At 50.7% G+C, this 22,310-nt stretch carries 19 protein-coding genes; 11 read left to right on the plus strand and 8 right to left on the minus strand.

The features are described from left to right. Positions 1-28 precede the first annotated feature (28 nt). A complete protein-coding gene (locus H6F76_RS23145) occupies positions 29-952 on the minus strand; it encodes an alpha/beta hydrolase (RefSeq protein ID WP_190511818.1) in 924 nt (307 codons plus the stop codon). Positions 953-1,273: 321 nt separating this feature from the next. Here H6F76_RS23145 and H6F76_RS23150 point away from each other — a divergent pair, with 321 nt between their 5' ends. Further along, positions 1,274-2,761 carry a SulP family inorganic anion transporter gene (locus tag H6F76_RS23150; protein ID WP_347276098.1) on the plus strand — a complete coding sequence of 496 codons (1,488 nt, stop codon included), beginning with the start codon at positions 1,274-1,276 and terminating at the stop codon, positions 2,759-2,761. 33 nt (positions 2,762-2,794) lie between these two features. On the opposite strand, the gene nei is transcribed toward H6F76_RS23150, so the two are convergent. Further along, entirely contained in the window at positions 2,795-3,616 is an 822-nt protein-coding gene (gene nei / locus H6F76_RS23155; RefSeq protein WP_190511822.1) for an endonuclease VIII, read from the minus strand. Between the two features lie 6 nt (positions 3,617-3,622). Beyond that, complete coding sequence (locus tag H6F76_RS23160) at positions 3,623-3,793, minus strand: PCP reductase family protein (protein WP_190448755.1); 171 nt, start codon at positions 3,791-3,793, stop codon at positions 3,623-3,625. A 71-nt stretch (positions 3,794-3,864) separates the two neighbouring features. On the opposite strand from H6F76_RS23160, the gene H6F76_RS23165 reads away from it, so the two are divergent. From H6F76_RS23165 to H6F76_RS23180, 4 genes are read left to right on the plus strand one after another with little or no spacing between them, the layout of a single operon-like run. Further along, the gene (locus tag H6F76_RS23165) at positions 3,865-4,266 is read left to right on the plus strand and encodes a VOC family protein (protein ID WP_190511824.1); all 402 of its coding nucleotides are present in this window, start codon (positions 3,865-3,867) and stop codon (positions 4,264-4,266) included. 18 nt (positions 4,267-4,284) lie between these two features. Then, positions 4,285-4,857 carry a Uma2 family endonuclease gene (locus H6F76_RS23170; RefSeq protein ID WP_190511826.1) on the plus strand — a complete coding sequence of 191 codons (573 nt, stop codon included), beginning with the start codon at positions 4,285-4,287 and terminating at the stop codon, positions 4,855-4,857. Positions 4,858-4,869: 12 nt separating this feature from the next. Then, the gene (gene purQ / locus H6F76_RS23175) at positions 4,870-5,577 is read left to right on the plus strand and encodes a phosphoribosylformylglycinamidine synthase subunit PurQ (RefSeq protein ID WP_190511828.1); all 708 of its coding nucleotides are present in this window, start codon (positions 4,870-4,872) and stop codon (positions 5,575-5,577) included. A gap of 52 nt (positions 5,578-5,629) precedes the next feature. Continuing rightward, positions 5,630-6,184, plus strand: coding sequence for a GNAT family N-acetyltransferase (locus H6F76_RS23180; protein WP_190511830.1), 555 nt, complete (start codon positions 5,630-5,632; stop codon positions 6,182-6,184). A gap of 507 nt (positions 6,185-6,691) precedes the next feature. On the opposite strand, the gene trxA is transcribed toward H6F76_RS23180, so the two are convergent. Then, positions 6,692-7,039, minus strand: coding sequence for a thioredoxin (gene trxA, locus H6F76_RS23185; RefSeq protein WP_190448760.1), 348 nt, complete (start codon positions 7,037-7,039; stop codon positions 6,692-6,694). A gap of 90 nt (positions 7,040-7,129) precedes the next feature. On the opposite strand from trxA, the gene H6F76_RS23190 reads away from it, so the two are divergent. Then, complete coding sequence (locus tag H6F76_RS23190; protein WP_190511832.1) at positions 7,130-7,444, plus strand: metalloregulator ArsR/SmtB family transcription factor; 315 nt, start codon at positions 7,130-7,132, stop codon at positions 7,442-7,444. Here the strand turns inward: H6F76_RS23190 and H6F76_RS23195 are convergent. After that, positions 7,441-8,685 carry a dicarboxylate/amino acid:cation symporter gene (locus H6F76_RS23195; RefSeq protein WP_190511834.1) on the minus strand — a complete coding sequence of 415 codons (1,245 nt, stop codon included), beginning with the start codon at positions 8,683-8,685 and terminating at the stop codon, positions 7,441-7,443. The two genes, H6F76_RS23190 and H6F76_RS23195, sit on opposite strands and share 4 nt — an antisense overlap. A gap of 380 nt (positions 8,686-9,065) precedes the next feature. Here H6F76_RS23195 and H6F76_RS23200 point away from each other — a divergent pair, with 380 nt between their 5' ends. The 3 genes from H6F76_RS23200 (at position 9,066) to H6F76_RS23210 (ending at position 15,734) form a co-directional block, all read left to right on the plus strand. Continuing rightward, positions 9,066-9,494, plus strand: coding sequence for a BlaI/MecI/CopY family transcriptional regulator (locus H6F76_RS23200; RefSeq protein ID WP_190448762.1), 429 nt, complete (start codon positions 9,066-9,068; stop codon positions 9,492-9,494). After that, positions 9,485-10,327, plus strand: a complete 843-nt coding sequence (locus H6F76_RS23205; protein WP_190511836.1) for a M56 family metallopeptidase — start codon at positions 9,485-9,487, stop codon at positions 10,325-10,327. The genes H6F76_RS23200 and H6F76_RS23205 overlap by 10 nt, the downstream gene beginning before the upstream one ends. A 301-nt stretch (positions 10,328-10,628) precedes the next feature. After that, positions 10,629-15,734: a GAF domain-containing protein gene (locus H6F76_RS23210; protein WP_206754407.1), complete on the plus strand. Its 5,106-nt coding sequence runs from the start codon at positions 10,629-10,631 to the stop codon at positions 15,732-15,734. Here the strand turns inward: H6F76_RS23210 and H6F76_RS23215 are convergent. Both H6F76_RS23215 and H6F76_RS23220 read right to left on the minus strand, forming a co-directional pair. Then, positions 15,723-16,076 (minus strand): zinc ribbon domain-containing protein, encoded by a 354-nt coding sequence (locus H6F76_RS23215; RefSeq protein ID WP_190511840.1) that lies wholly within the window; start codon positions 16,074-16,076, stop codon positions 15,723-15,725. The two genes, H6F76_RS23210 and H6F76_RS23215, sit on opposite strands and share 12 nt — an antisense overlap. A 157-nt stretch (positions 16,077-16,233) precedes the next feature. Continuing rightward, entirely contained in the window at positions 16,234-18,054 is a 1,821-nt protein-coding gene (locus H6F76_RS23220) for a hypothetical protein (RefSeq protein WP_199322320.1), read from the minus strand. A 218-nt stretch (positions 18,055-18,272) separates the two neighbouring features. On the opposite strand from H6F76_RS23220, the gene H6F76_RS23225 reads away from it, so the two are divergent. Next, positions 18,273-19,694, plus strand: a complete 1,422-nt coding sequence (locus H6F76_RS23225) for an ATP-binding cassette domain-containing protein (RefSeq protein ID WP_190511842.1) — start codon at positions 18,273-18,275, stop codon at positions 19,692-19,694. An 84-nt stretch (positions 19,695-19,778) separates the two neighbouring features. Next, positions 19,779-20,186 carry a hypothetical protein gene (locus H6F76_RS23230; protein WP_347240184.1) on the plus strand — a complete coding sequence of 136 codons (408 nt, stop codon included), beginning with the start codon at positions 19,779-19,781 and terminating at the stop codon, positions 20,184-20,186. Positions 20,187-20,260: 74 nt separating this feature from the next. On the opposite strand, the gene H6F76_RS23235 is transcribed toward H6F76_RS23230, so the two are convergent. Further along, entirely contained in the window at positions 20,261-21,751 is a 1,491-nt protein-coding gene (locus tag H6F76_RS23235) for an AAA family ATPase (protein ID WP_190511844.1), read from the minus strand. Between the last annotated feature and the right edge of the window lie 559 nt (positions 21,752-22,310).

Raw genomic sequence — 22,310 nt, forward strand, 5'->3', positions numbered from 1 at the left:
AGGTTCTACAGTGAATAAACTTGCTGGCTCAAACCGTTTCTAGCTTTTGCACAAAAGGCGCGATCGCCCTGACAAACTCTGCCGTCGATTCGTAGGGCAGCACGTTGCGTCCAGGGAGTTTCACACCTTCACCCTTTGGCAACTGCGTTAAATAATCTTGCAGCCGTTCATCAGGCGTTTCTGCCTTACCTTTGCGGCTAATGCTCGAAGCCTCTCCGCCCATGACAACAAGCGATGGTTGAGCGATCGCAGCTAGTTTAGCCGTATAGTCCTGCCGCCAAAAACCAGCCAAAAACGAGAAGACCGCATGGCGACTGGCAAGATCGCGTGATCCCTCTTTCAACATGGCTAACCACTCGGCATCAACGGCATTAGCCGTCGCAAAGAGTTGGCGGATGGAAAACGATTGGAGAAATTGCGATCGCCGCGCATAGCGATAAAACCCATTGCCTAAGGGCGAATTGAAAAGGTTCCAACTGAGTTGCTGTCGCCAGGTTGGCGTTGGGTTTGCAATCAAGGTGCGAGCAGGTGGACCACTCATAACTACACCCCGAATTAAATCTGGTTGCAAGTGGATAAGGTCGATCGCTACTGGCAACAGCGCTCCCTGCACCACTAGCACTACAGGCGTTTTGATCACGGTTTGCAGAAACGCCTGAAGCTGTTCTGCCCAATCAGACGGGTGGTAAGCAATTTGCGGTAGATCACTATCGCCACAGCCTAGCAAATCGGGATTATAAATCAGATTGCGCTGCCCAGAGCGATACCACTCGTCACAAAAGCGTTGCCAGAAGGTGCGGGACAAGCCAACCCCGATCGGGTGAATCAGCAGCAGCGGCACGCCACTAGCTGTATCAGTAGGAGCGAGGCGATCATACGCACAGCTATAGTTGCGCCATGTATAGAATGACGCGGGCGTGTGCTCTGAGATAGTCGTCGAAGGTTGAAGCATGACTACTAGGATGCAACATTTTGACGTGCTTGACGCGCCAGAAGATACGAACACCGTGAATTTACTGTCCTTAGCCTCTGTAAATGCCGAAAGTTTATGGTGATTCAGTTAATCAAAACTTTATGTGTGGTCACAATCGGGTAAAGAGCGTATCAAGCTTTCGGTCTTGCTTTTGGTACGACTTGGATTGCTTTCGTCAGCACGGTACTATGCACTTGATCTTTGAAGTTCGCCCGGTTCTCTTGAGTTAACGAGTCTTACTACGCAGGAAGCAGCATGGTTTCAACGAGCAAAAAAGCTGGTAAGGCAGCGCTTAGACAGATGCGATCGCTTCAAACCCGCATCACGCAGAAACTGCCGTTTGCCACCCTGCAAGTAGAATCGTTAGCGGGCATTACAGTGGCGCTGGCATTGATTCCAGAGTCGCTTGCTTTCGCCGCGATCGCTAAAGTTAGCCCAATGGTGGCGCTCTATACCTCCTTTAGTATGGCGATCGTCATTGCGCTGGCAGGTGGGCGACCAGCAATGATTTCAGCCGCTACAGGGTCAATGGCGTTATTAATGACAACGCTAGTAGTGAAACACGGCGTTGAATATCTTTTTGCAGCGACCATTCTGACTGGCATCATTCAATTTTTGATTGGTGTTTTGAAACTGGGACGGTTCTTTAGTTTCATCCCCCAAACGGTGATTGCAGGGTTTGTGAATGCCCTCGGACTTTTGATTTTTGTGGCACAGGTGCAGCAATTACCGGGAGAGCCGTGGCAAGCCTATACGATGGTGGCGGCAACGCTTGCCATTGTCTACCTCTTTCCTCGCGTGAACAAAAGTATACCGTCACCGCTGGTGGCGATCGTGGCGATGACGGTTGTGGCGATCGTGGCTCGTCTACCAATTCGTCGCGTGGGCGATATGGGTGAGATCACGCGCAACCTGCCCATGTTCCATCTGCCACAGGTCAGTGTCTCGCTAGAAACGCTGGCAATTATCCTGCCTTACGCCGTAACGCTGGCGATTGTCGGCTTACTGGAATCACTGCTTACGGCTGCACTACTGGATGATTTGACCGATACCCGCAGCTCTAAAGACAAAGAAGTGCGCGGACAAGGCATTGCCAACGTGGTAACGGGCTTTCTGGGTGGCATGGCGGGTTGTGGCATGGTTGGGCAGTCCATCATCAACGTGCGATCAGGCGGGCGGCATCGGTTATCAACCGCTGTTGCTGGCGCGTTTCTGCTGTTTTCGATCTTCGTGCTGCGGGATGTCGTCCAGCAGATTCCGATGGCTGCCCTCATTGGCGTGATGATCATGGTGTCGTTTGAAACCTTTGACTTTAGTTCGCTTAAAACGCTGCGAACCATGCCGCTTAATGAAGCGATTATCATGCCTTTTACGGCTGGAATTACGCTACTGACACACGATCTAGCGCAGGGCGTTCTTGCTGGCGTTATCTTAAGTACGCTGATGTTTGGTTGGCGGCTTGCCCAAACCCATGTTGCCGTCTCGCTTGATCACGATGGCATCACGCTTTATGCGGTGTCGGGTCAACTGTTCTTTGGCTCTGCCAGTAACTTTGTGAATCTGTTTGCGTACAATGCTGACCTCCACGGCATCGTGATCGACTTTAGCCGCTCTCACGTGTGGGATCATGCAGCCGCAACAGCGATCGCCAAAGTTGTTGCCAAATATCAACGCCTCGGCAAGAGTGTGACCCTGGTTGGGCTGAACTCAGACAGCTATCAGGCTCTCAGGCAAGCTGATGTGCCAGAACACGTCATTTGCATAGATGACGTTAGTTTAGCGGTTTAACGCTCAAGCACTCCGGGCTAACGGATCCTCGTCTCACAGTTTTTGACAGTGGGGGCAGTAGTAGATACGGCGACCGCCAGCAATCTCTTTGAGGATGGCAGTACCGCAGCTATAGCAAGGACGACCATCGCGGTTGAAGACGTAAAAGCGGTATTGCTGGCGAGAAAAGCCTTGCTGTTTAAGTTGAGCAACAGTGTCCAGGTTGTTGGTGATGCCTTTGGTCAAATAGGATTGGCGACTGACTGCGATCGCTCCCTTCGCTAGACCATCAATCTGCTCCGGCGTGCAGTCGATCGGTCGCAGAGATGGATGCACTCTCGCGACAAACAGCACTTCGCTACGGAGATAGTTACCAAGCCCGCACAGAAAGCCTTGATCGAGCAATAGACTTACCAACCCACGACGGTAAAAGCGTTTGTCGAGGAAGCGATCGCGCACTTGATCGACAGTCATAGCGTCATCCAACACATCAGGTCCTACGCGACTAAGGAACGGATGGCTAGTGATCTGTTCGTTTGTGATGACATCAATCTCCGACGCGCTATAGAGAAGCGCCGCTTTTTTAGGCGTATGGATTGCCAGGCGGAGCTGACGATTCGTAGTTGGGTAAGAGTTAGCTTTCTGGATATACCATTTGCCGTAAAGCTGGTTGTGACTATAAATATTGAGCTGATTTTGAAAGCGAATGAGCATCGCTTTGCCCTTTGACTGCACTGCCCAGATTTGCTCGTTGACAAGAATAGCTTCATAAGGCTGCAAGCGTTCAAAGGCAAAGGAAATATGGATGAGGGGCGTGTGGGCGATCGCCCGTGCCACGGCATCCGCTGCTTGTTTAATTTCGGGTCCTTCAGGCATGAGGTTTTATTGACCAAACTCTAGCCGCGCTTGTTCGACCAATTCAACGGTAATCACGTCTAGTTCAGCGGCACGTGCCAAATGCTCAATCCGTTCCCTAGCTTGAGAGCGCACAAAAAAAGGAATGTTTTGTAATTTTGCCTTGGCTTCCGGTGTCCATTTAGGAGGGTCTACCATAGCGATATCTGCCTTTGCGTCAAGATGTGAAGCTAGGTTTATTCTACCGAAACCTGTCACTGGAATCTGCCATGCCGCTTCGCTACACTGCTGCACTGCTTGCATTAGCAACGCCAAATTTTGATGCCTTGACACAGTTCTACAGCCAATTTTTGAGCTTAGAACCAGCAGTCTTGCTTCCCAACGTTTACGCTGAATTTCATCTACCCAGGCTCCAACTCGGCATTTTTCGTCCCAAAGCCACTTCACCCACTCCCTACGCCCCAGTTTCCACTTCCCCTTCGCCCACTGGCATGAGCCTGTGTTTGGAAGTAGAAAACCTAGAAGCCGCGATCGCCCACCTGACCCAACTTGGCTATCCACCATCTGGTAACATCATCACCGCGTCCCACGGCAGAGAAATTTATGCCTATGACCCCGATGGCAATTGGCTGATCTTGCATCAAGCCACGATCACCTACAATGAAAGCTAGCTCTTCTTAGTAGCCGCAATGGTACTCCAGGCAAACCATCTACTGACGTTGCAAGCGTTTCTCGCACTGCCCCCAGGCGAGGGCGACATAACGTATGAACTGATTGATGGTCAGGCAGTCCCCAAAATGTTCCTCAAAAAATTTCACTCTAGCCTTACCCGTGCCTTTCTCTTTCTGTTGTGCCCTGAGTTTGAAGGTCGCGGCGAGGTTTATCCAGAGCTGGGCATCGCGTTGACTTGGCAAGGAAGAGACTGGGTACTCACTCCTGACCTCGTCTATATCTCTTACGAGCGGTTACCTGCTAGTTGGCAAGAAAATACGGTTTGTCCAGTGCCACCGGATCTCGCGATCGAAATCATTTCGCCTGGTCAAACATTTGGTCAATTAGCTGCAAAAGCGAGGGCGTATCTAGATGCTAACGTGTTGCGGGTTTGGGTTGTCGATAGCAAAGCCCGAAGCATTACCGTCTTCTATCCCGATGCGCCACCTCAAACCTATATGGGCAATACACTGCTCACAGATAAGCTTTTTGAGGGGTTAGCATTTACCGCAGAGCAAGTTTTTCAGAAAGCAGGCATCCCGTTAGGTTAGCAGTAGAGCGTCATGGTTAAATTTGGTGTGATTGTCTTTCCCGGTTCCAATTGCGATCGCGATGTTGCTTACGTCACCGAAGCACTGTTGCAGCAGCCAACGCGCATGGTTTGGCATGAAGAAAGCGATCTATCTGACCTGGATGTCATTATCGTTCCTGGTGGCTTTAGCTATGGGGATTATTTGCGCTGTGGGGCGATCGCGCGGTTCTCGCCAGCAATGCAAGCAACCATCAAACACGCTGAGCAGGGAAAGCTTGTCTTGGGCATCTGCAACGGGTTTCAGGTATTAACTGAAGCGGGGTTACTGCCTGGGGCACTGGTGCGAAATCGAGATTTGCATTTTATCTGCGATCGCGTTCCCTTACGCGTCGAACGAACCGATTTACCCTGGACACAACACTATTCAAGTGGAGCCGTCATTACGCTGCCGATCGCGCACGGTGAAGGCAACTACTACGCCGATGCCGACACGCTGGCAGACTTGGAAGCGAATGGTCAAATTGTGTTCCGCTACGCCACAGCCGACAGCAACATGGACTCATCCAACAACCCTAATGGATCGCTCAATAACATTGCTGGCATCTGCAACCGCAAAGGCAATGTGTTGGGCATGATGCCACACCCAGAACGCGCCTCAGATCCAATGCTCGGCGGTACCGATGGAATGCAATTGTTTGAAGGCATTTTGGCAGCGATGGGCGATCGAGCGATCGCTTAAATATTGATTGTTGCAAATCATCTTCTACAGCCCAAACATTAGGCTTGCTGCTATGGAGATTACAACCAGAAGATTTCTGCTGCGTGACTTCATTGAGTTTGATCGATCTCAATTTCTGAGCTATCAAGCCGATCCACGTAATCTGACGTTTTATGGGTTAGACGAGGCGAGTCCCGAACATGCAGAGCGCTTGTTTGAGACATTTCAGACATGGGCTTCTGATCACCCACGGCTCAACTACCAATTTGCCATTGTGCATCGCCAGGAACCTTACGTTCTGGTTGGTTGCTGCGGATTGCGGAGAATGGGATGTGATACTGACAAGATGGAACTGGGCATTGAACTTGCACCAACTTATTGGGGGCGCTACGCCTATGCGATCGAGGTTGGGCGTGCTCTGCTCCATTTTGGGTTCAAAGAACTAGGGTTGGACGTCATCTTCGGCTCCACCGTAAGCGCGAACGTGCGAATTACTCGGTTGGCAGCATGGAGCGGAGCAACGGTGGTTGCCACTCGTCCCGGTTCATTGGGGTTATCTGATTACGGGTGGCACGAAGTAGATTGGCAGCTTACGAGAGAGCAGTGGGAGCATCGTAATCGGGTGTAATTGTGTAGCATTGGCACTACAAGAACCTTAGTGTGATGCAACGGTGCGTTCCTACTGTTGTATAAGTTGCTGACCTGATAGCTGAAATAAAAAATCCCTAGCGGGAAGCCAGGGATTGATCAGGGTGCATCTACCGCTCCATTCTTCTGGTAACGCGGATGCCATCAGGAAAATTTGCGCGGTATTTAACGATCGACTGCAAGCTTACGACTGACGGTTAAAAATAAAAAATCCCTAGCGGGAAGCCAGGGATTGATCAGGGTGCATCTACCATTCCTTTATTCTGCTAACGCCGATCGCATCAGGAAAATTCTCGTCCTTTCTAGCGCGATCAACTCTCAGATGGCTGCGGGCGGTTAAAAATAAAAAATCCCTAGCGGGAAGCCAGGGATTGATCAGGGTGCATCTACCACTCCTCTATTCGGGTAAGGTCGATCGCATCAGGATAAATTGCAGAGATGTTTTGATGCGATCACACCCTTTTTGCTCACCTATTCGGTTGAGCGCTTACGTCGAAGCCTCGCTCCTTACCGCTAAGTGCTTCTCCAACGTAGTTGCCAGCGTTGCTTTCGGCACGGCACCCACCACCCGATCGATGGTTTGCCCGTCTTTAAAGAGCATCAGTGTAGGAATGCTGCGAATTCCGTACTGGCTGGCGACGTCGGGGTTTTCGTCTGTGTTGAGCTTGACGACTTTGACTTGTCCAGCATATTGCTCTGCTAGCTCAGCAACAACTGGGGCAACCAGCCGACAGGGACCACACCAGGGTGCCCAAAAGTCTACAAGGACGGGCAAATCACTTGCCAGCACTTCGTCTCGAAAGCTGGAGTCTGTAACTGTAGTGACGGATGACATCGCAACCTCCTGATTTCTGTCTTGTTATTTCGATAGTTCAAGAACATCGAACTATTAAACGATAGCGCAATCTGTGCCATAATGACAACTATGAGGCTGCTATATCATCCACACAAAAAAGACCTTTCTCTGGCAGGCGTGTTGTATGCCTTGGGAGACCCAGTACGGCTAGAGATTGTGAAGCAACTGGCAGAGAAGGGCGAGTTGTCTTGCAGTGCGATTCTGTCGGTGCCTGTGGCAAAATCGACGCTATCGCACCATTTCAAAGTGTTACGCGAGGCTGGTGTGTTGCACAGTCGCAAAGAAGGAACGCAGCACATGAATTCACTGCGGCGTGAGGATTTGGACGATCGCTTCCCTGGGCTGCTGACAGTTATTTTGCAAGAGGCTGAGGTGGCAGATTAAGATTTGCCGACTGGCACGGCTGGCGCGACTTGTTCCGAACCAACTTCGGCTTCCCAACGGCTTAAAATCACAGCATTGGTTGTATTGCCCACAACATTAAGCACTGTTTTGACGCCATCCACCAGACGATCGACTCCCGCCACGATCGCAACGCCCTCTAAAGGCAAGCCCGCTGCCGCTAAAACCGTCGTCATCGTGATGATGCCCGATCCTGGCACACCAGGAGTGCTAAAGGAAACTAGCAAAGAACTAAGGGCGATCGCCAGCAACAGAGAAGGCGTAACAGGCACCTGATACACCTGAGCAATAAAAAGGGCGTTAAAGCCTTGCACAATGGCAGAACCGTCGCGCTTTAGGGCTGTGCCCAAGGGAATCGCAAAACTGGCAATGTCTTCTCTCAGCCCGTAGTCTGTTTGCACCGTCTGCAACAAAACAGGCAACGCAGCATTAGAACTTGCCGTACCAAAGGCAAGCGATAGGGCGGGCGTTAAGCTACGGAGAAAATGCACTGGCTTCGCTTGCAGTACATAAAGCACCAACCCATACAGCGCTATCATAAGCAACGAGCCAAGCAGCAAGCCCAAAACATAGACAAAAAGCCTGACAATGATGGCTAACCCTTCAGTAGCAATGACTGAGCTAATCAGCGCAAAGACTCCAAGTGGAGCCGTGTATAAAATCAAGCCTAAAATCTTCTCAAAAATGGCATAGCAGCTTTCGATAAACGCCACAAAGCTTGCTGCTTTTTCGCCGACGAGTTGAATGCCCACACCAATTAACGCGGCTGACACGATCGTTTGGAGCAGATTACCGCTGCTTAACGCCTCTAAAGGATTCACAGGAATCAAACTTACTAGCCAAGCAATCAGCGATTGGTTCTCAGTGCTCTGAGTAGCTGCTGCCACCGTAAAGCCAGTCATACCGGCACCGGGCTGTAACAGCACCGCCAATAGCATCCCTAGACCAACCGCAATCACGCTAGTGATGACGTAGCTGATCATCAACTTGGCAGCGTAGCGCCCTACTTGCGCTGCATTTTGAATGCGAGTCAACCCCAGAAGCATGGAGGAAAAGACGATCGGCACAACCACAAATTGAATCAGGCGCAAAAAGGCTTCGCCGATCGGTGCCAAGCAATAAACATTGAGCGGTTCAATAACGGTAGGGAAAAACGCATTTAGCGATGTCCCGAAGATAACGCCGACGCCAAGCGCAGCCAAAATCAGTGTCGATAAACTCATAAAACGAGTGCTTCAATCAAGTTGCTTGGCAAACGCTCAATCTAGCATTGCTAACTGTCGGTTATTCGATCGCTGCTTTACAGACCAAAGCCACAAAGAGCTAGACAAACCGCAATTAGAAAGGAATCTTGCTTTGTAGCATGTGAAAAGAGAATTGGTATAGCAAAAGGATAAGGGATGAGGGATGAATCGAAGTCCTTGGTCAAAGGAACTTTCAAGGTTTAGGACTGTCCTAACGTTCTCTTCGACTGCTAGATAAGCCACTTCCCCTTCATTCCTCCACCTCCCCACTTCTCCCCTTTACTTCTCCACCCCCTTATCGTCAACACAAGCGACTAGCGATAAGCTAGAAACAGATTTTGCTCGGCACCCTGCACTCAATGACTCCATTACCCAGCTACCGTCCGAAGCAGCTTTCGCTCGGACCTTTAGAAGCCGAGATTTTGAATCTGATTTGGGAACTCGGCACCGTGACGGTCAAAGACGTCCACGATCGCATTCTGTCTAATCCAGAGCGCGAACTGGCGTATACCTCCGTCACGACTGTTCTGCAACGCCTGACTCAGAAAGGCTGGCTCGTCTGCGATCGCAAAAGTCGGGTCTATACCTGGCAGCCTCTCGTTTCTAAAGAGCAAGCGCAGGCATTACGAGCATACGAGCAGCTCAATCAATTTCTGGCAGTGGGCAACCCTGATGTGGTAGCAGCCTTTGCCGATAGTCTGGATCAAACCAGCGTCGATCAACTGGAGGCGATCGCTCAACGACTCCGCGCCATCCGTGAAGCAAGGGAGGATAAGGAATGCATTTAACGCTGCTGTTTTTTGGGCTGTCATGCGCGTGGGGGCTGCGCTTACTAAGAGTGAGCGCCGGAGGTACCTGCCAAGAACGCTGGCAGCGATCGCTGGGGCTATTTCTTTTTCCACCGCTGCTCTTACTGATGACCGCTATTGCCCTGGTCTGTATGGGTCCCCAGGGGCAAATGGTACGCTGGTGGGAAGGCTGGGTTAGCTACTCGCTAGCAGTCGGCTTCCTTTGTGTCTCAGTTATTTTGGCACTGAGGCTGGTGACAGATGGATGGCGATCGCTTCAGCAAGTGCGTGCCTATCCTCAAGTTAGTTTACAAGGGCACGTCGGTCGTGTGCTGTCTACGCCGCTTCCCTTTAGTGCACAGGTTGGCTTCTGGCAGTCTGAGCTAGTGGTAAGCCAGGGACTCATTGATACGTTTAGCACCGACCATCTGGAAGCAGTGTTAACCCATGAACAGGCACATCACCATTACCGCGATACCTTTTGGTTTTTCTGGCTTGGCTGGCTGCGCCGATTGACTGCCTGGCTGCCCCAAACAGAGGCACTATGGCAAGAACTGTTGCTGCTGCGAGAACGCCGCGCCGATCGCTGGGCAGCGCAAACAGTCGATACCTTGCTACTTGCTGAAGCACTATTGCAGATGGTAAAAGCCCCAGAACTTTACTCTGAAACAATCTGTGCTGCCTTTAGCAGCGCGACACCCCGCACTCGCTTAGAAGAGCGCATTGATGCGTTATTGTCAGAGCCAGAGTCAGTGCAGCCCGTTCGCTTCTGGGTGTGGCTGTGGCTGCTGCTGGTTTGTCTGCCTCTGCTAACAGTGCCGTTTCACTATTAGCGATCGACCCAGCGCCTCTTTGAAAATGTTTAGCAGCTAAACCTGCGGCTCAGTCATACAACTTAATTAATAAGGTTTAAGGACGTAAACCGCCGAAAAGTAAGGGTTTGCAGTCAACACAGGTTTTGTTTAGCTAGCTAAAGCCGTTGATAGTGCGTCTTCACCACTGCTTAACTTAAGGGTTATCTACGATTTGTGATTGTTACCGTAAGTGCTAGCTTACAAAAGAGCGTGATCGATATCACTGCCCTCTTTTTTAGCAACTTGAATGACGACTCAAAGCAATAGTCTTCCTGCGCCTATGCCTACGAATGAACTTGCTAGACAGCAGGTGCTTTTGGAGTGCAAGATTTTGGATACAAAGCCAGAGAAGGCATTTGATGACATTACACGGCTGGCTGCCTATATTTGCCAAGCGCCGATTGCGTTAGTTAGCCTGATTGATGCCGAACGGCAGTGGTTTAAATCTAAAGTTGGGTTAGAGGCATCACAGACGCACCGCGATCTCGCGTTCTGTGCCCATGCTGTTTTACAGTCAAAAATCTTTATCGTGCCCGATGCCCTGGAAGACGATCGCTTTGCCCGAAATCCACTTGTCACAGGCGCACCCTACATCCGCTTTTACGCTGGAGTACCACTGATTACCGTTGATGGCTATGCGATGGGGACGCTGTGCATCATTGATACGGTACCCCGACAACTCAGTGCTGAACAAATTGACGCACTCTACGTTCTAGCGCAGCAAGTAATCAAACAACTCGAATTGCGGCGCAGCGTGGCAGTTTGGGAGCGCGTTGCTGTAAAACGCCAACCGTTGGCTAAGATGCGCTGGCAGTTTCTCCAAAAAATGGCGTTGGGCTTAGGTCTTGCCTCCGTCATGGTCATTGGGGTTAGCATTATGTCTTACCGCAGCGTGCGTGACTTAGTGCAGTCCTACCAGTTGGCGTCTAACCAACACATGGCGTTTGAGCACATTCAGCAGATCTTCACCGCACTAGACAAGATCGAGCTAAACGAGTACCGCTACGCCATTTCAGGACAACAGCAAGAGTTGGAAGCCTACAACTTGGCGGTGGCAAGGGCAAAGCACAGTTTTCAAGCACTGTCTAACCTGGCTACGCAGCCCAATCAGCAACCACAGCTTCAGCAACTGGAACAGATGATTGGGCAAGGAGCGAGCGCCATGCAGCGTGTGGTCGAACAGCGGCGTGCAGGCGGCATAGAGGCATCGCTGCGAGTGCTTCAGAATGACTATCAGAGTCTCGCCAAGCGCCGACAGCAAGCAATGAACACCAATGCAGCGGCAGAAGCGCTCTTCTTAGAGGAGTGGTCAACGCAGGTAGAAACGACAGCAGCGACAACGACAAGTCGGTTGATCGGCAATCTTATCTTCAATCTCGGCACGTTCTCGCTGCTTTTTTACCTGGGGTATCACGAAATCAACAAGCGTCAGCGCACTGAGATCCAGCTTGAGCAAGAGCGCGATTTGACGGCTGCGATTACAGATACGGCGGGTGCGCTTATCGTTGTACTCGATCGCAAGCGCCGCATTGTGCGCTTTAATCAAGCGTGTGAACTCGCGACTGGCTATAGCTTTAATGAAGTAGCAGGCAAGCGGTTGGAAGACGTGCTGCTAGCAGCAGAGGCAGTACAGCCCGCTCAAGACATCTTAGACAGCTTACAGACCAAAGCTTTTGTTACCAGCCAGCACGAGCATCACTGGGTTACACGAACGGGCGATCGACGCTTGATTGCCTGGTCGAGTACGGGTTTGCTAGATGCTAACAACACGGTGGAGTACTTCGTCCAAACAGGTACTGACATCACAGAGCTACGGCATTCTGAAGCTGCCCTACGAGACAGTGAACACCAGTACCGCTCAGTGGTTGATAGCGTTAGAGAGGTAATTTTTCAGCGCAATGTCGCTGGTCTGTGGACGTTTCTCAACCCCGCCTGGACTGAGATTATGGGCTTTTCAGTCAACGAAAGCCTGGGCAAACACTTTTTAGACTTCGTGCATCCTGACGATCGACACCGCGCGGCACAGCCCCCAGACGCCTTGCTGGAAGGACAACAAAGCGATGGTCGTCACAAAATTCGCTATCTCACAAAAACAGGTGACATTCGTTGGATGGAAACGTTGGTCAGTCTCACCAAAACCGCTAATGGGACCGTCACAGGTACTTGTGGCTCAATGCATGACATTAGTGAGCAGGAGCAGGCTGAACGTCATCGCCGTGCTCAATATGGCATTACAAAAGTTTTAGCCGAATCCGCAACACTGAGTGAAGCAACGCCCCAAATCTTGCAGGCTCTTTGCGAAAACTTGCACTGGGATTTGGGTCAACTTTGGCGTGTTGACTCCGAAGCCAAATTGATGCACTTTGTCGCGACCTGGCACCAACCAACGCTCAATGTTGCTGAGTTTGAAGCCAGTACGCAGCAATTAACCTTTGCGCCTGGTGTAGGGCTAGTTGGGCGTGTTTGGGCAGAGCAAAAACCGCTTTGGATCACGAGCATTGCTCAAGAGCAGAACTTTCAAGGTAAAGCAGCCGCACTCAGGGCATCACTGTGTCAAGGGTACGGGTTTCCCATTGTGGCTAAAGACACGGTTTTAGGCGTTATTTCGGCTTTCAATCAAAAGCCCAGGCAGGCAGATGACGACTTGCTCACGATGATGACCGCGATCGGGCGGCAGATTGGTCAGTTTATCGAGCGCAAACGGGTGGAGGAAGAAGTGCTGCGGCAGAGCCAGCGATCGCAGCTTCTCTCCACTATTACCCTCCGTATTCGGCAATCACTCGAACTTAACGATATTCTGACGACTACCGCGTCAGAAGTACGGGAATTTTTGCAAGCTGATCGGGTGTCGATTTATAAGCTTCAGCGTCATCACGATATTACCGTTGTCGTTGAGTCTGTTAGCGAAGGCTGGCTACCTATCCTTAACTATCAGCTACCAGAAGCAGCGTTTGAGGATCTCATACAGGCGTACTTCGACAGGCGCATTTTGGCGATCGACACCATTGAGCAGTGCAGCCTACCGCTGTGGTACAAAGACCTGCTCAAACAGTTTCAAATTAAAGCGACTCTAGGCGTGCCGATTTTTGAGAATGAGCAGTTGTGGGGCTTGCTGTTTGCTGACCAGTGTTCAGCACCACGGCGTTGGAAATCCTTTGAAATTGACTTCCTCAAACAACTGGCAGATCAGGTAAGTATTGCGTTAGCACAAGCGCGTCTTCTAGCGACTCAGGTACAGCAGCGTCAGACGTTAACGCAACAAAACCTGGAGCTAAAGCAAGCACGTGAAGCCGCCGAAACTGCCCGTAAAGAGGCAGAGCAGGCCGCACAAACAAAGAGCGACTTTTTGGCGACGATGAGCCACGAAATTCGCACGCCGATGAATGCAGTAATTGGCATGACGGGCTTGCTGCTTGATACAAAGCTGGACTCACAGCAGCAAGATTTTGCAGAAACGATTCGCTGTAGCGGCGATAATCTCCTGACCCTAATTAATGAGATCCTCGACTTCTCTAAGCTGGAAGCCGGAGAAGTCGCACTTGAAATACTTGATTTTGATCTCAGCCTTTGTATCGAAGAGGTGACTGATCTATTAGCAGCAACGGCGCAAAGCAAGGAACTAGAACTCGTCACGCTGCTACCGTCAACGGTGCCAATCGCGCTACGAGGTGATGTGACTCGGCTGCGTCAAATTTTGATTAATCTAACCGGCAACGCGATTAAATTTACCCATCAAGGTGAAGTAGTCATTCGAGTTTCCTTAGCAGCCGAAACAGATACAACAGCCACAATCACCATTTCTGTGGATGATACAGGCGTTGGCATTCCGCAGGCTGCCCAACCGACACTGTTTGAACCATTCATTCAGGTAGATGCTTCCACTACGCGAAAATATGGCGGCACTGGCTTAGGGTTAGCGATTTGCAAACAGTTGGTTGAGTGTATGAACGGTACGATCGGTGTCGAAAGTATTGTCAATCAAGGGTCTAGATTTTGGTTCGCCATCCCGTTTGAAAAGCAGCCTTCTTTGCCCGCTAGTGCGTCAACCAACGATCGCACATTGGGTTTTGACGGGCTAAAAATCCTCATCGTTGATGATAATGCAACAAATCGTCAGATGCTGCGCGAACAAACCACTGACTGGGGAATGGCTGTGGATGAGGCTGCCAATGCGATCGTAGCGTTACAAATGCTGAGAGAGGCAGCAGCAGCGAAACAGCCCTACAAGCTCGCTCTGATCGATTTGCAAATGCCTGACATAGATGGCAAATGGCTGGGGCAACAAATCAAAGCTGACCCAGCACTCACGTCGATGCCGTTGATCCTCATGACAGCACGCCATCAACGTGACACCCAACGCTTACTTGACTGTGGCTTTTCGGCTTGCCTTGGGAAACCAGTCCGTCAGGCTCGGTTACTGGAGAGTTTAATGGCGGTGATGCATCAACCAACGAAGGCTACAGTGATGGAGCGTACGCTGGCAGCACCGACCCCAACACCCCTACCGTCGGACCCGGATGCACTACAGACGAAGGTGACTCGATTAAAGCTATTGCTAGCAGAAGACAGTGCCGTCAATCAGAAAGTAGCGCTACATCAATTAAAAACCCTTGGCTACACTGCCGATGTGGCTGCTAATGGGCAAGAGGTGCTGTCATTAATGGAAAACATACATTACGACGTTGTGTTGATGGATTGCCAGATGCCGCTGCTAGATGGCTATGATACAACTCGTATCATACGCACGATGGAAGCAACGCTAGATCATCAGCACACGATCATCATTGCCATGACTGCAAATGCAATGAAAGAAGACCGGGATCACTGTCTTGAAGCTGGCATGGATGATTATCTCAGCAAGCCTGTACGCAAAGAAGAATTAGCAATCAAGCTGGCTCACTGGAGTCAAAGCCTGCAAGAGAAAGCACTTGCCCACAGAAAGACAACGCCGCTCATTGAAACAAAACCTCAAACGCTGCTACTAGCGACGCAACCCTCGGCAGCAACGCTAAGTGACGTTGCTGCGCCCTCTGCTCAGTCGCTCGACGTGCTTGACTGGCAATATTTGCACGAGCTTTCGGCGGGTGACAGTGAATATGAGCGAGAAATTTTGCAAGTGCTGATGGGTGTCTTACCACCGTATGTGCAGGCGCTAGAAAAGGGCATTGATGCCAGTGATTGTTACCAAATTGAGCAAGCAGCGCATTTAATTAAGGGAGCCGCATCGAGTGTTGGAGGGCGAGCGATCGCAGTCGTTGCAGGACAGCTAGAAGATCAAGCACGGCAACAGCAGCTTGACCATCCCGCGCAACTACTTGTTCAAGTGAAGGAAGCACTGATCTGTTTGCGACAGGAGATCGATCGCACGCTGGCTTTACCGCACTAGTACGACCATTAAGCTGAGCAGCAACAGCCCAAGCAGCGCCAAAAAACCTGCATGGCGTTTTGCCCAGGTTTTCAGGCGATCGCTACCTGTGTAGCTTACAGGAGCCACCAGCAGCGGCTTATTAACATCGTTGTACAAGGTACAGTCCATTGCCTCAGGGCGTTTGGGAAAAGTACAGGTATCATCAGCATGATATGTGCAGGTCAGGCACAGTGGTTCAGAGCCTGTAGCACGGTGCAGTGGCATACCGGGATGACCATGCGCCTTGAGCGGCATATGACAAGAGGGACAGGCGATCGCCTGTGGCGCAACAGATTGGTGGCAACGAGGACAGGCTGGCATCGGTAGCAGTGTGCAACGCTCGTTTCTTCACTATTACATACACCGTCGAGACGCTTGCAGACCAAGCTTCCTCTGTCTTAAAGAATCGGAGCGCGATCGATCTGACTCAGGCAGCGCTCGCCAACTCGTTCTTACCTCTACGAAAAGGCAACTGTGACTAAACTTGTTGAATGTTTAGTTTGTTTGTCACAGTTGCCAGAGCTCTTGCTTCTTCTGGTGTAATCACTCCGTCTTGTCGAGCAATTTTTTGACATTGAGCCAGCAATGGGATGGCAAAGTCGTAATTAATTTGGTTAAGCAGTTTCTCTAGAGTAGGAGGAGATTTAGCATTCGCAGCGATCGCCTCTAGTGAAGCTGAACTAAAGCCAAATGTCTGTAATTCTGGCAGAATCCCCTCCCATGTTTTGCCTGGATTGCCAGCTAGAATGACATGAACCAAGATTTGATCCATGATCACCTGTTGAACGATCGCGCCTCGCAGGTATTTCTCACTCTCAACTTGAGACGCTTTGAGAGCAGTTGGAGGTGATAAGGGAGTCAGCTTTGCTTCGTAGAATCTACAAGCGGCATATCCAAGGGCATACAGCATGGCAGCGTTACTACCCGCGCCAATTACCGCGCCTGCAACAGGAATGTTTCTTGCAAACCCTAAACCTGCGTTAAGTGCAGCATTGCCACCCAGCGCCAAGCCAAAAATTGCCATGACTTCACCTTTTCTGGCTGGTTCATATAGATTCAGCCCGTAAGCACAGGCAATCTGATACACCATTTCTGCCTGTAATGCAGTAGTGGCTGCTAGATCCATGGCAATCATCGCCGCCGCGAACCCTGGCAGTAAGCTACTAGCAAACCCTGTTCCTCCAACGTGGAGAGCTTTTTCTTGCATCACACGGTGGGCAATGTCACCAGGTTTCTCATTTGGATATTTTCGCTGTAAATTTTTGACGTGCGTTTCAGCTTGCACAACGTCCACCTGCTCAGCGATTTTGAGTAGCCAGTCTACGTTAAGTGCTTTAGTCAGATCTTGTAATTGCGGGCTACTGTTAATCATGTCAAAGACGTAGCCAACGCCATCTGTCGCTTGTAATGCCATGCCACCTAATGCGCCAGCCGCTCCAAAGGCAGTGCCAGTGATCGCTCCACCTGCCTGCGCGGCTGCATTACCAACCGATCCAGCTGTTCCCGACACTGTGCCTGCAACCGCCCCGCCGGCGTAAGCTGCTGTACCGCCAACAGCTCCCACAGCTCCTGCAACTGCCCCAAACATGGAACCCCAAAAAGACGGTTCTTCAGTTGAAGGTTTTTCTAGATTCAATGCTTGAGCACTCGTTTCAGGTATGAGCGCAACTGACGCATCAGGTAGAGATGCGGTTGAGTTAATTGATTCATCAAGTTCAAAATCTTGTTGCCAATCTGGAAAATCGTCACCAAGTTCGCGTCCACTCAGTTTTAGCTTGGTGCAATCTTGAATACCTAAAGCTTTTACGTTGTCAAGCAACAGTGGCACGATAGCTTGTTGGGCTGGCACTTCGATCGCTTCTAGCATGATCCGTAAGCAGCCATCCTTTAAACTAACTTTTGCAGTAGCATTCTGAGCCTCTAACCACTTAGCAACAACTATACCAAGCGCGTTAACATCTCCCTGTCTGGCGAGTTCGACAACGTTTGGTGCAGCTTGTACAACTAGTTCAAACTCCTCTTGCCAGTTTGGAAAATCTTCGCCTTGCTCTCGACCATAGACCTTTACTTGCTTAATGGCTTCAACGCTTAAACCAGTGATGCCCTTGCGAACAAATTCAACTAAGGGTTGCTGTTCTGGTGCTTGAGGCGCTTCCAGCATGACTTTTAAGCAGTGTTCTTTAAGACTCACTTTAGCAGTAATGCCTTTCGCTTGCAGGGAACGATTCATCAAGGCTGCAATAGCTTCTGTATCAGCTTTTCTAGCGCGTTCCATTAGGTTAGGTTGAGAGGCTGTCATAGCTGCAATTAGGCGAAGGATTTAACTAGGGGATTCTCCGCCTAGAGTGCCCAGTCAGATCGGATTAAGCACAAATAGAGAGCGATTGATCCAATGAGACTCAACATAGGATAAGCAGTAATGGTAGAGCGGCTAATGTGTCTCGTATAATGCAAGCTCACCATAAGTTCACTGACGAATCAGCGTTAAGTTAATCGATTAGAGAGATAGAAATTGTTGTGGCACAGGTTATTCTTGAAAACATTTATAAAAGCTTCTCCAGTCGTGGCGGTGAACCAGCGCCGAAAACAGTTGCAGCAGAGCCATTGTTAGCACCGATCGACAAAAGCAGCGTAGCTGTTAAAGACTCTGCGCGTCGATCGCACGCGACCAGTGTTCTCCGTGCTATCAATTTGACCATCGAAGACGGCGAATTTATGGTGCTAGTGGGTCCCTCTGGGTGTGGCAAAAGTACACTGCTGCGCCTGATTGCAGGGCTAGAGGAACTGACCGGAGGCAATATTTACGTGGGCGATCGCCTCGTCAACAACCTTGCACCGAAAGAGCGTGATATCGCGATGGTGTTTCAGAACTACGCGCTGTATCCGCATATGACGGTATACGAGAATCTGGCGTTTGGGCTGCGACGGACGAAATTAGGGAGTCGGGAGTCGGGAGTTAGGAATGGGGAGCTAGAAGGCAGAAGGCAGGAGGAGGGGAATGAACGATCAACTCAAAACTTAAAACTTATAACTCAAAACTCTTCTCCTCACACCTCACACCTTACACCTCACACCTCACTTCCAGTCTGGGCTGAGAATCTGTTGATTGAGACGACACGCAAATTGCCGAAGGGGTTGCGGTTTCGCTCGGCGAGAGAGCGATCGATCGACCAGCAAGTGCGCTCTGTCGCGCAGATTTTGCAAATCGAACCGTTGCTGCATCGATTGCCCAAGCAACTGTCGGGTGGGCAAAAGCAGCGGGTGGCACTGGGACGAGCAATGGCACGCAATCCACAGGTCTTTTTGATGGATGAGCCATTGTCGAACCTAGATGCCAAACTGCGAGCCGAAACGCGATCGCAAATTGTGAAGCTTCAGCGACAGTTGGGCACAACCACGATTTATGTGACCCATGATCAAACAGAAGCAATGACGATGGGCGATCGCATTGCCGTCATGAACGCAGGGCAGATCCAGCAAATTGCTTCGCCACTGGAGCTTTACAACCATCCTGCCAATCGTTTTGTAGCGGAATTTATTGGTTCGCCGCCGATGAACTTTCTACCTGTACAGTTCAAGGCACCACTGCTAATTACTCACTCACAGTTTCGTCTGACTCTGCCCGAAGCCTGGGAAACTGCGCTGAAACCCTACGACGGGCAAACTCTAACCCTCGGCATTCGTCCAGAACACCTTAATATTGGCGCGGCTGCACCCAAAAACTTGCCCGTGCAGGTAGAACTGGTTGAAGCACTCGGTAGCGAAACCTATCTGGCAGTGCGTTTTGTTGGTGCCAGCGATGAAACGGCACTGCTCCAAGCACGCATTGAACCCGATCGCGCTATCAAGCTGGGTGAAGAACTTTGGCTCTCAATCAGTGCGGATAAGATTCATTTTTTCGATCAAACGACTGGACAGGCGATCGTCCCAAGGAACTGATGCAGCCCTCGTCGTGCAGTCAAGCGCTGAAGCTAAACCAACTGACTAACTTAACACCGCCAGGTTTCGGCAACAACTCAATCTGTGCTGGCTTCGTTTAGGATCAAAGCAATCGATCGCCAACAACACGCCATGTATGACCGGGAACCCTTTGAGAATGAAGACTTTAAGCGTCTCCAACTTTTCCTGTATCTGGTGCCTGTAGTAGGCTTCTTCCCAGCGCTTTGGACGTTATACCGTGGCAAAGGGACGCGCCAGCAGAAAAATTTGAGCCGCCTTGTGGTGACGCTGGCTCTAGGCTGGCTTTTGGGCTACATTCTGCTGGGTGCAGGCGCAAATGCGTCCGAATCATTGTCACTACCGCTATTAATTACCAGCAGCCTGTTCACCTCTGGTTACTTTTTGGTGAATCTCTGGCTGATGGTGCAGCTCTGGCGGCGCAAAGCACTGCGCTTGCCGATCGTCAGTAAGCTGGGCGATCGATTGCCATAAACAGCCAGCAGTCAGTAGAAGGGGTTAGTTACTGCTTTTTGGAAGGCTAAAAGCTGAAAGCTAGTTCAAAACACTCAAAGCTTTCTACCTCTGCTTTGTGACCCCTTGACTCGTTCATACGCCTGGATCAAGTGTTGCGTCGTCAGTTTGATGTTTGCAGCGGCAGCATAGATAGCAGCATCACGGGCGATCGTGTAAATGTCACCTCCGCTTAACGGTAGGTGCGCCAGTTGCTCCCAGTCGATCTCAGCAAGGGGAACTACTTCGGGGAACGCTTGCTGCCAGAGTTTGAGCCGTTCTGCCTGAGTTGGCATAGGGAACGCCAAAAGTCGGTGAAGCTCTCGTCGCCACTGGGCAGCAAGGCTATGTTTGTGATGCACGCTCAATAGCGTAATGCTCTGCTGCTGCTGCCGTAAGGCAAGAAATTGATGCAGCACTGTATTGGGTAGCGCTGACGTTCGACTAAACCAACACTCTGCCGACTTAAGCAGCAGCACTGGAGGGGCTTGGGTGGTGATCGCTTGCAGCAGTGAGGGCACATCATCCTGATGCAGTTGAGCCAGATCGACACACAGTAAAGGCGTTTTCAAAGTTTGAGCGATCGCCCGTACTGCCAATGTTTTACCTGTACCGGATGCGCCAACTAGAAGCGCGATCGTTCCCACACGATCGTCTAGTTGCAGCCCAGTCGCCGCAAAGCCCCAGTCTTCATCGACCTGTTGGGCAAACTGCACACGATGGCACAAGTGTTGCAAGTCTGCCAGCAAGGCGGGGGGAAGAATGAGCGCTGACCAGAGGTTCTGGGTGGGAGAGGGGAAGGGAGAAGATGTGAGGAGAGAGGAAAGGGGAGAGGCGGGAGCAGAGCAGGGAGGGGGCTGTAATAAGGTTTCTAAGGCATGACTTTCTGGTTGATCGGCGAGCAGATAGTTGACTAAGGGGTCGGGGAGCTTGACTGGACGAGCTAGTAAAGGATGGGCGTGGGACGATCGCAGGTCTAGTAGTTGATGCTTGATTAGGGCTGAGTCCTCTGTAAGAGACTGCCGCAGCGATCGCCAGTCGGCATCCGTGCGACACAGAAGACGCAAAATCAAATCGACGGTTGGTAACCCTGTTGCACCGGGATGCTCGGTTTCTTGCAGATAGTTGTAAAGGCGCGCATAACGACGGCTGATTTCGGGTGCAAGTGCCATCAACAAAAGGTTTTTTTCCGCAGTGCCAAGTTGTAAGCGGCTACAAAGTAACGGTAGCCCCAGGACAATACCACTCTGCTGGCTCACCTTAATTTTTGCTTCTAGCTGTTGCTGATAGCTGGCTTTAGGGATGGTCGATCGCTGTCGTGGGTTTTCGACTGGCGAATCGTAAGCGGCTTCTCCTTCCAGCGTGACCAAGCCGCGCCACCAATGGCTGGTCACACGATCGACACGAGAACGCGCCACACGATCGACGACCTTTGTTTCCTGCCGTTGCCGTGCAATTGCCATGCCTAAGACGCGATCGAGCCAGGTGAGTTCTGCTTTCAAATACGCCCAATTGTTAGAAAAGGGTTCGATAGTATGGCTTTGCATGAAGGAGAGAGGCAGCGCAACAATGGAGACGCTTGGTTTGATCTTATACTGCACCGTTTGCGATTAATTTGCACCATTCTCCGGCTGCTTGGCGTAGCCTTGCTTGCTTAGCCAAACCAGATTCCGAAATTGGGGATCTGGCACTTGAAGTCGGTAGTTAACACCATTGATTGATACAAGCAGAGCAACAGCTTTCTTTGCCTGACGTGCAACAAGCAGTTTTCCCTAAAGCAGGTGTTTCAAAGTCATTGAACCTTCTAGCGCAAGGAGTGGTCTAACCTTCCATGAAGTGCTTGCTGCGATCGCAACGTACCGATGCCAAACCTTCTAGTCCACTCGTTTAATCAACGTATGACTCAGCAGAGATTTTTCGCTAGCACAGCCGTCCTTGCTGCTACAACCGTCCTCCTTACAGGGGCTGTTAGCACTGTTAGCACTTCAAAAGGTGATACTGCTGGCGAAACATTGCTTAATACAAGACTCTGCTCGCTAAAGAGTGACTAGGATGACAGAGTAGCGTTGATATCAGGGGCTTTGTCCATGTCACTGCACCCCCAAA

This window comes from Leptolyngbya sp. FACHB-321, from assembly GCF_014695975.1.
Taxonomy (GTDB): domain Bacteria; phylum Cyanobacteriota; class Cyanobacteriia; order Leptolyngbyales; family Leptolyngbyaceae; genus Stenomitos.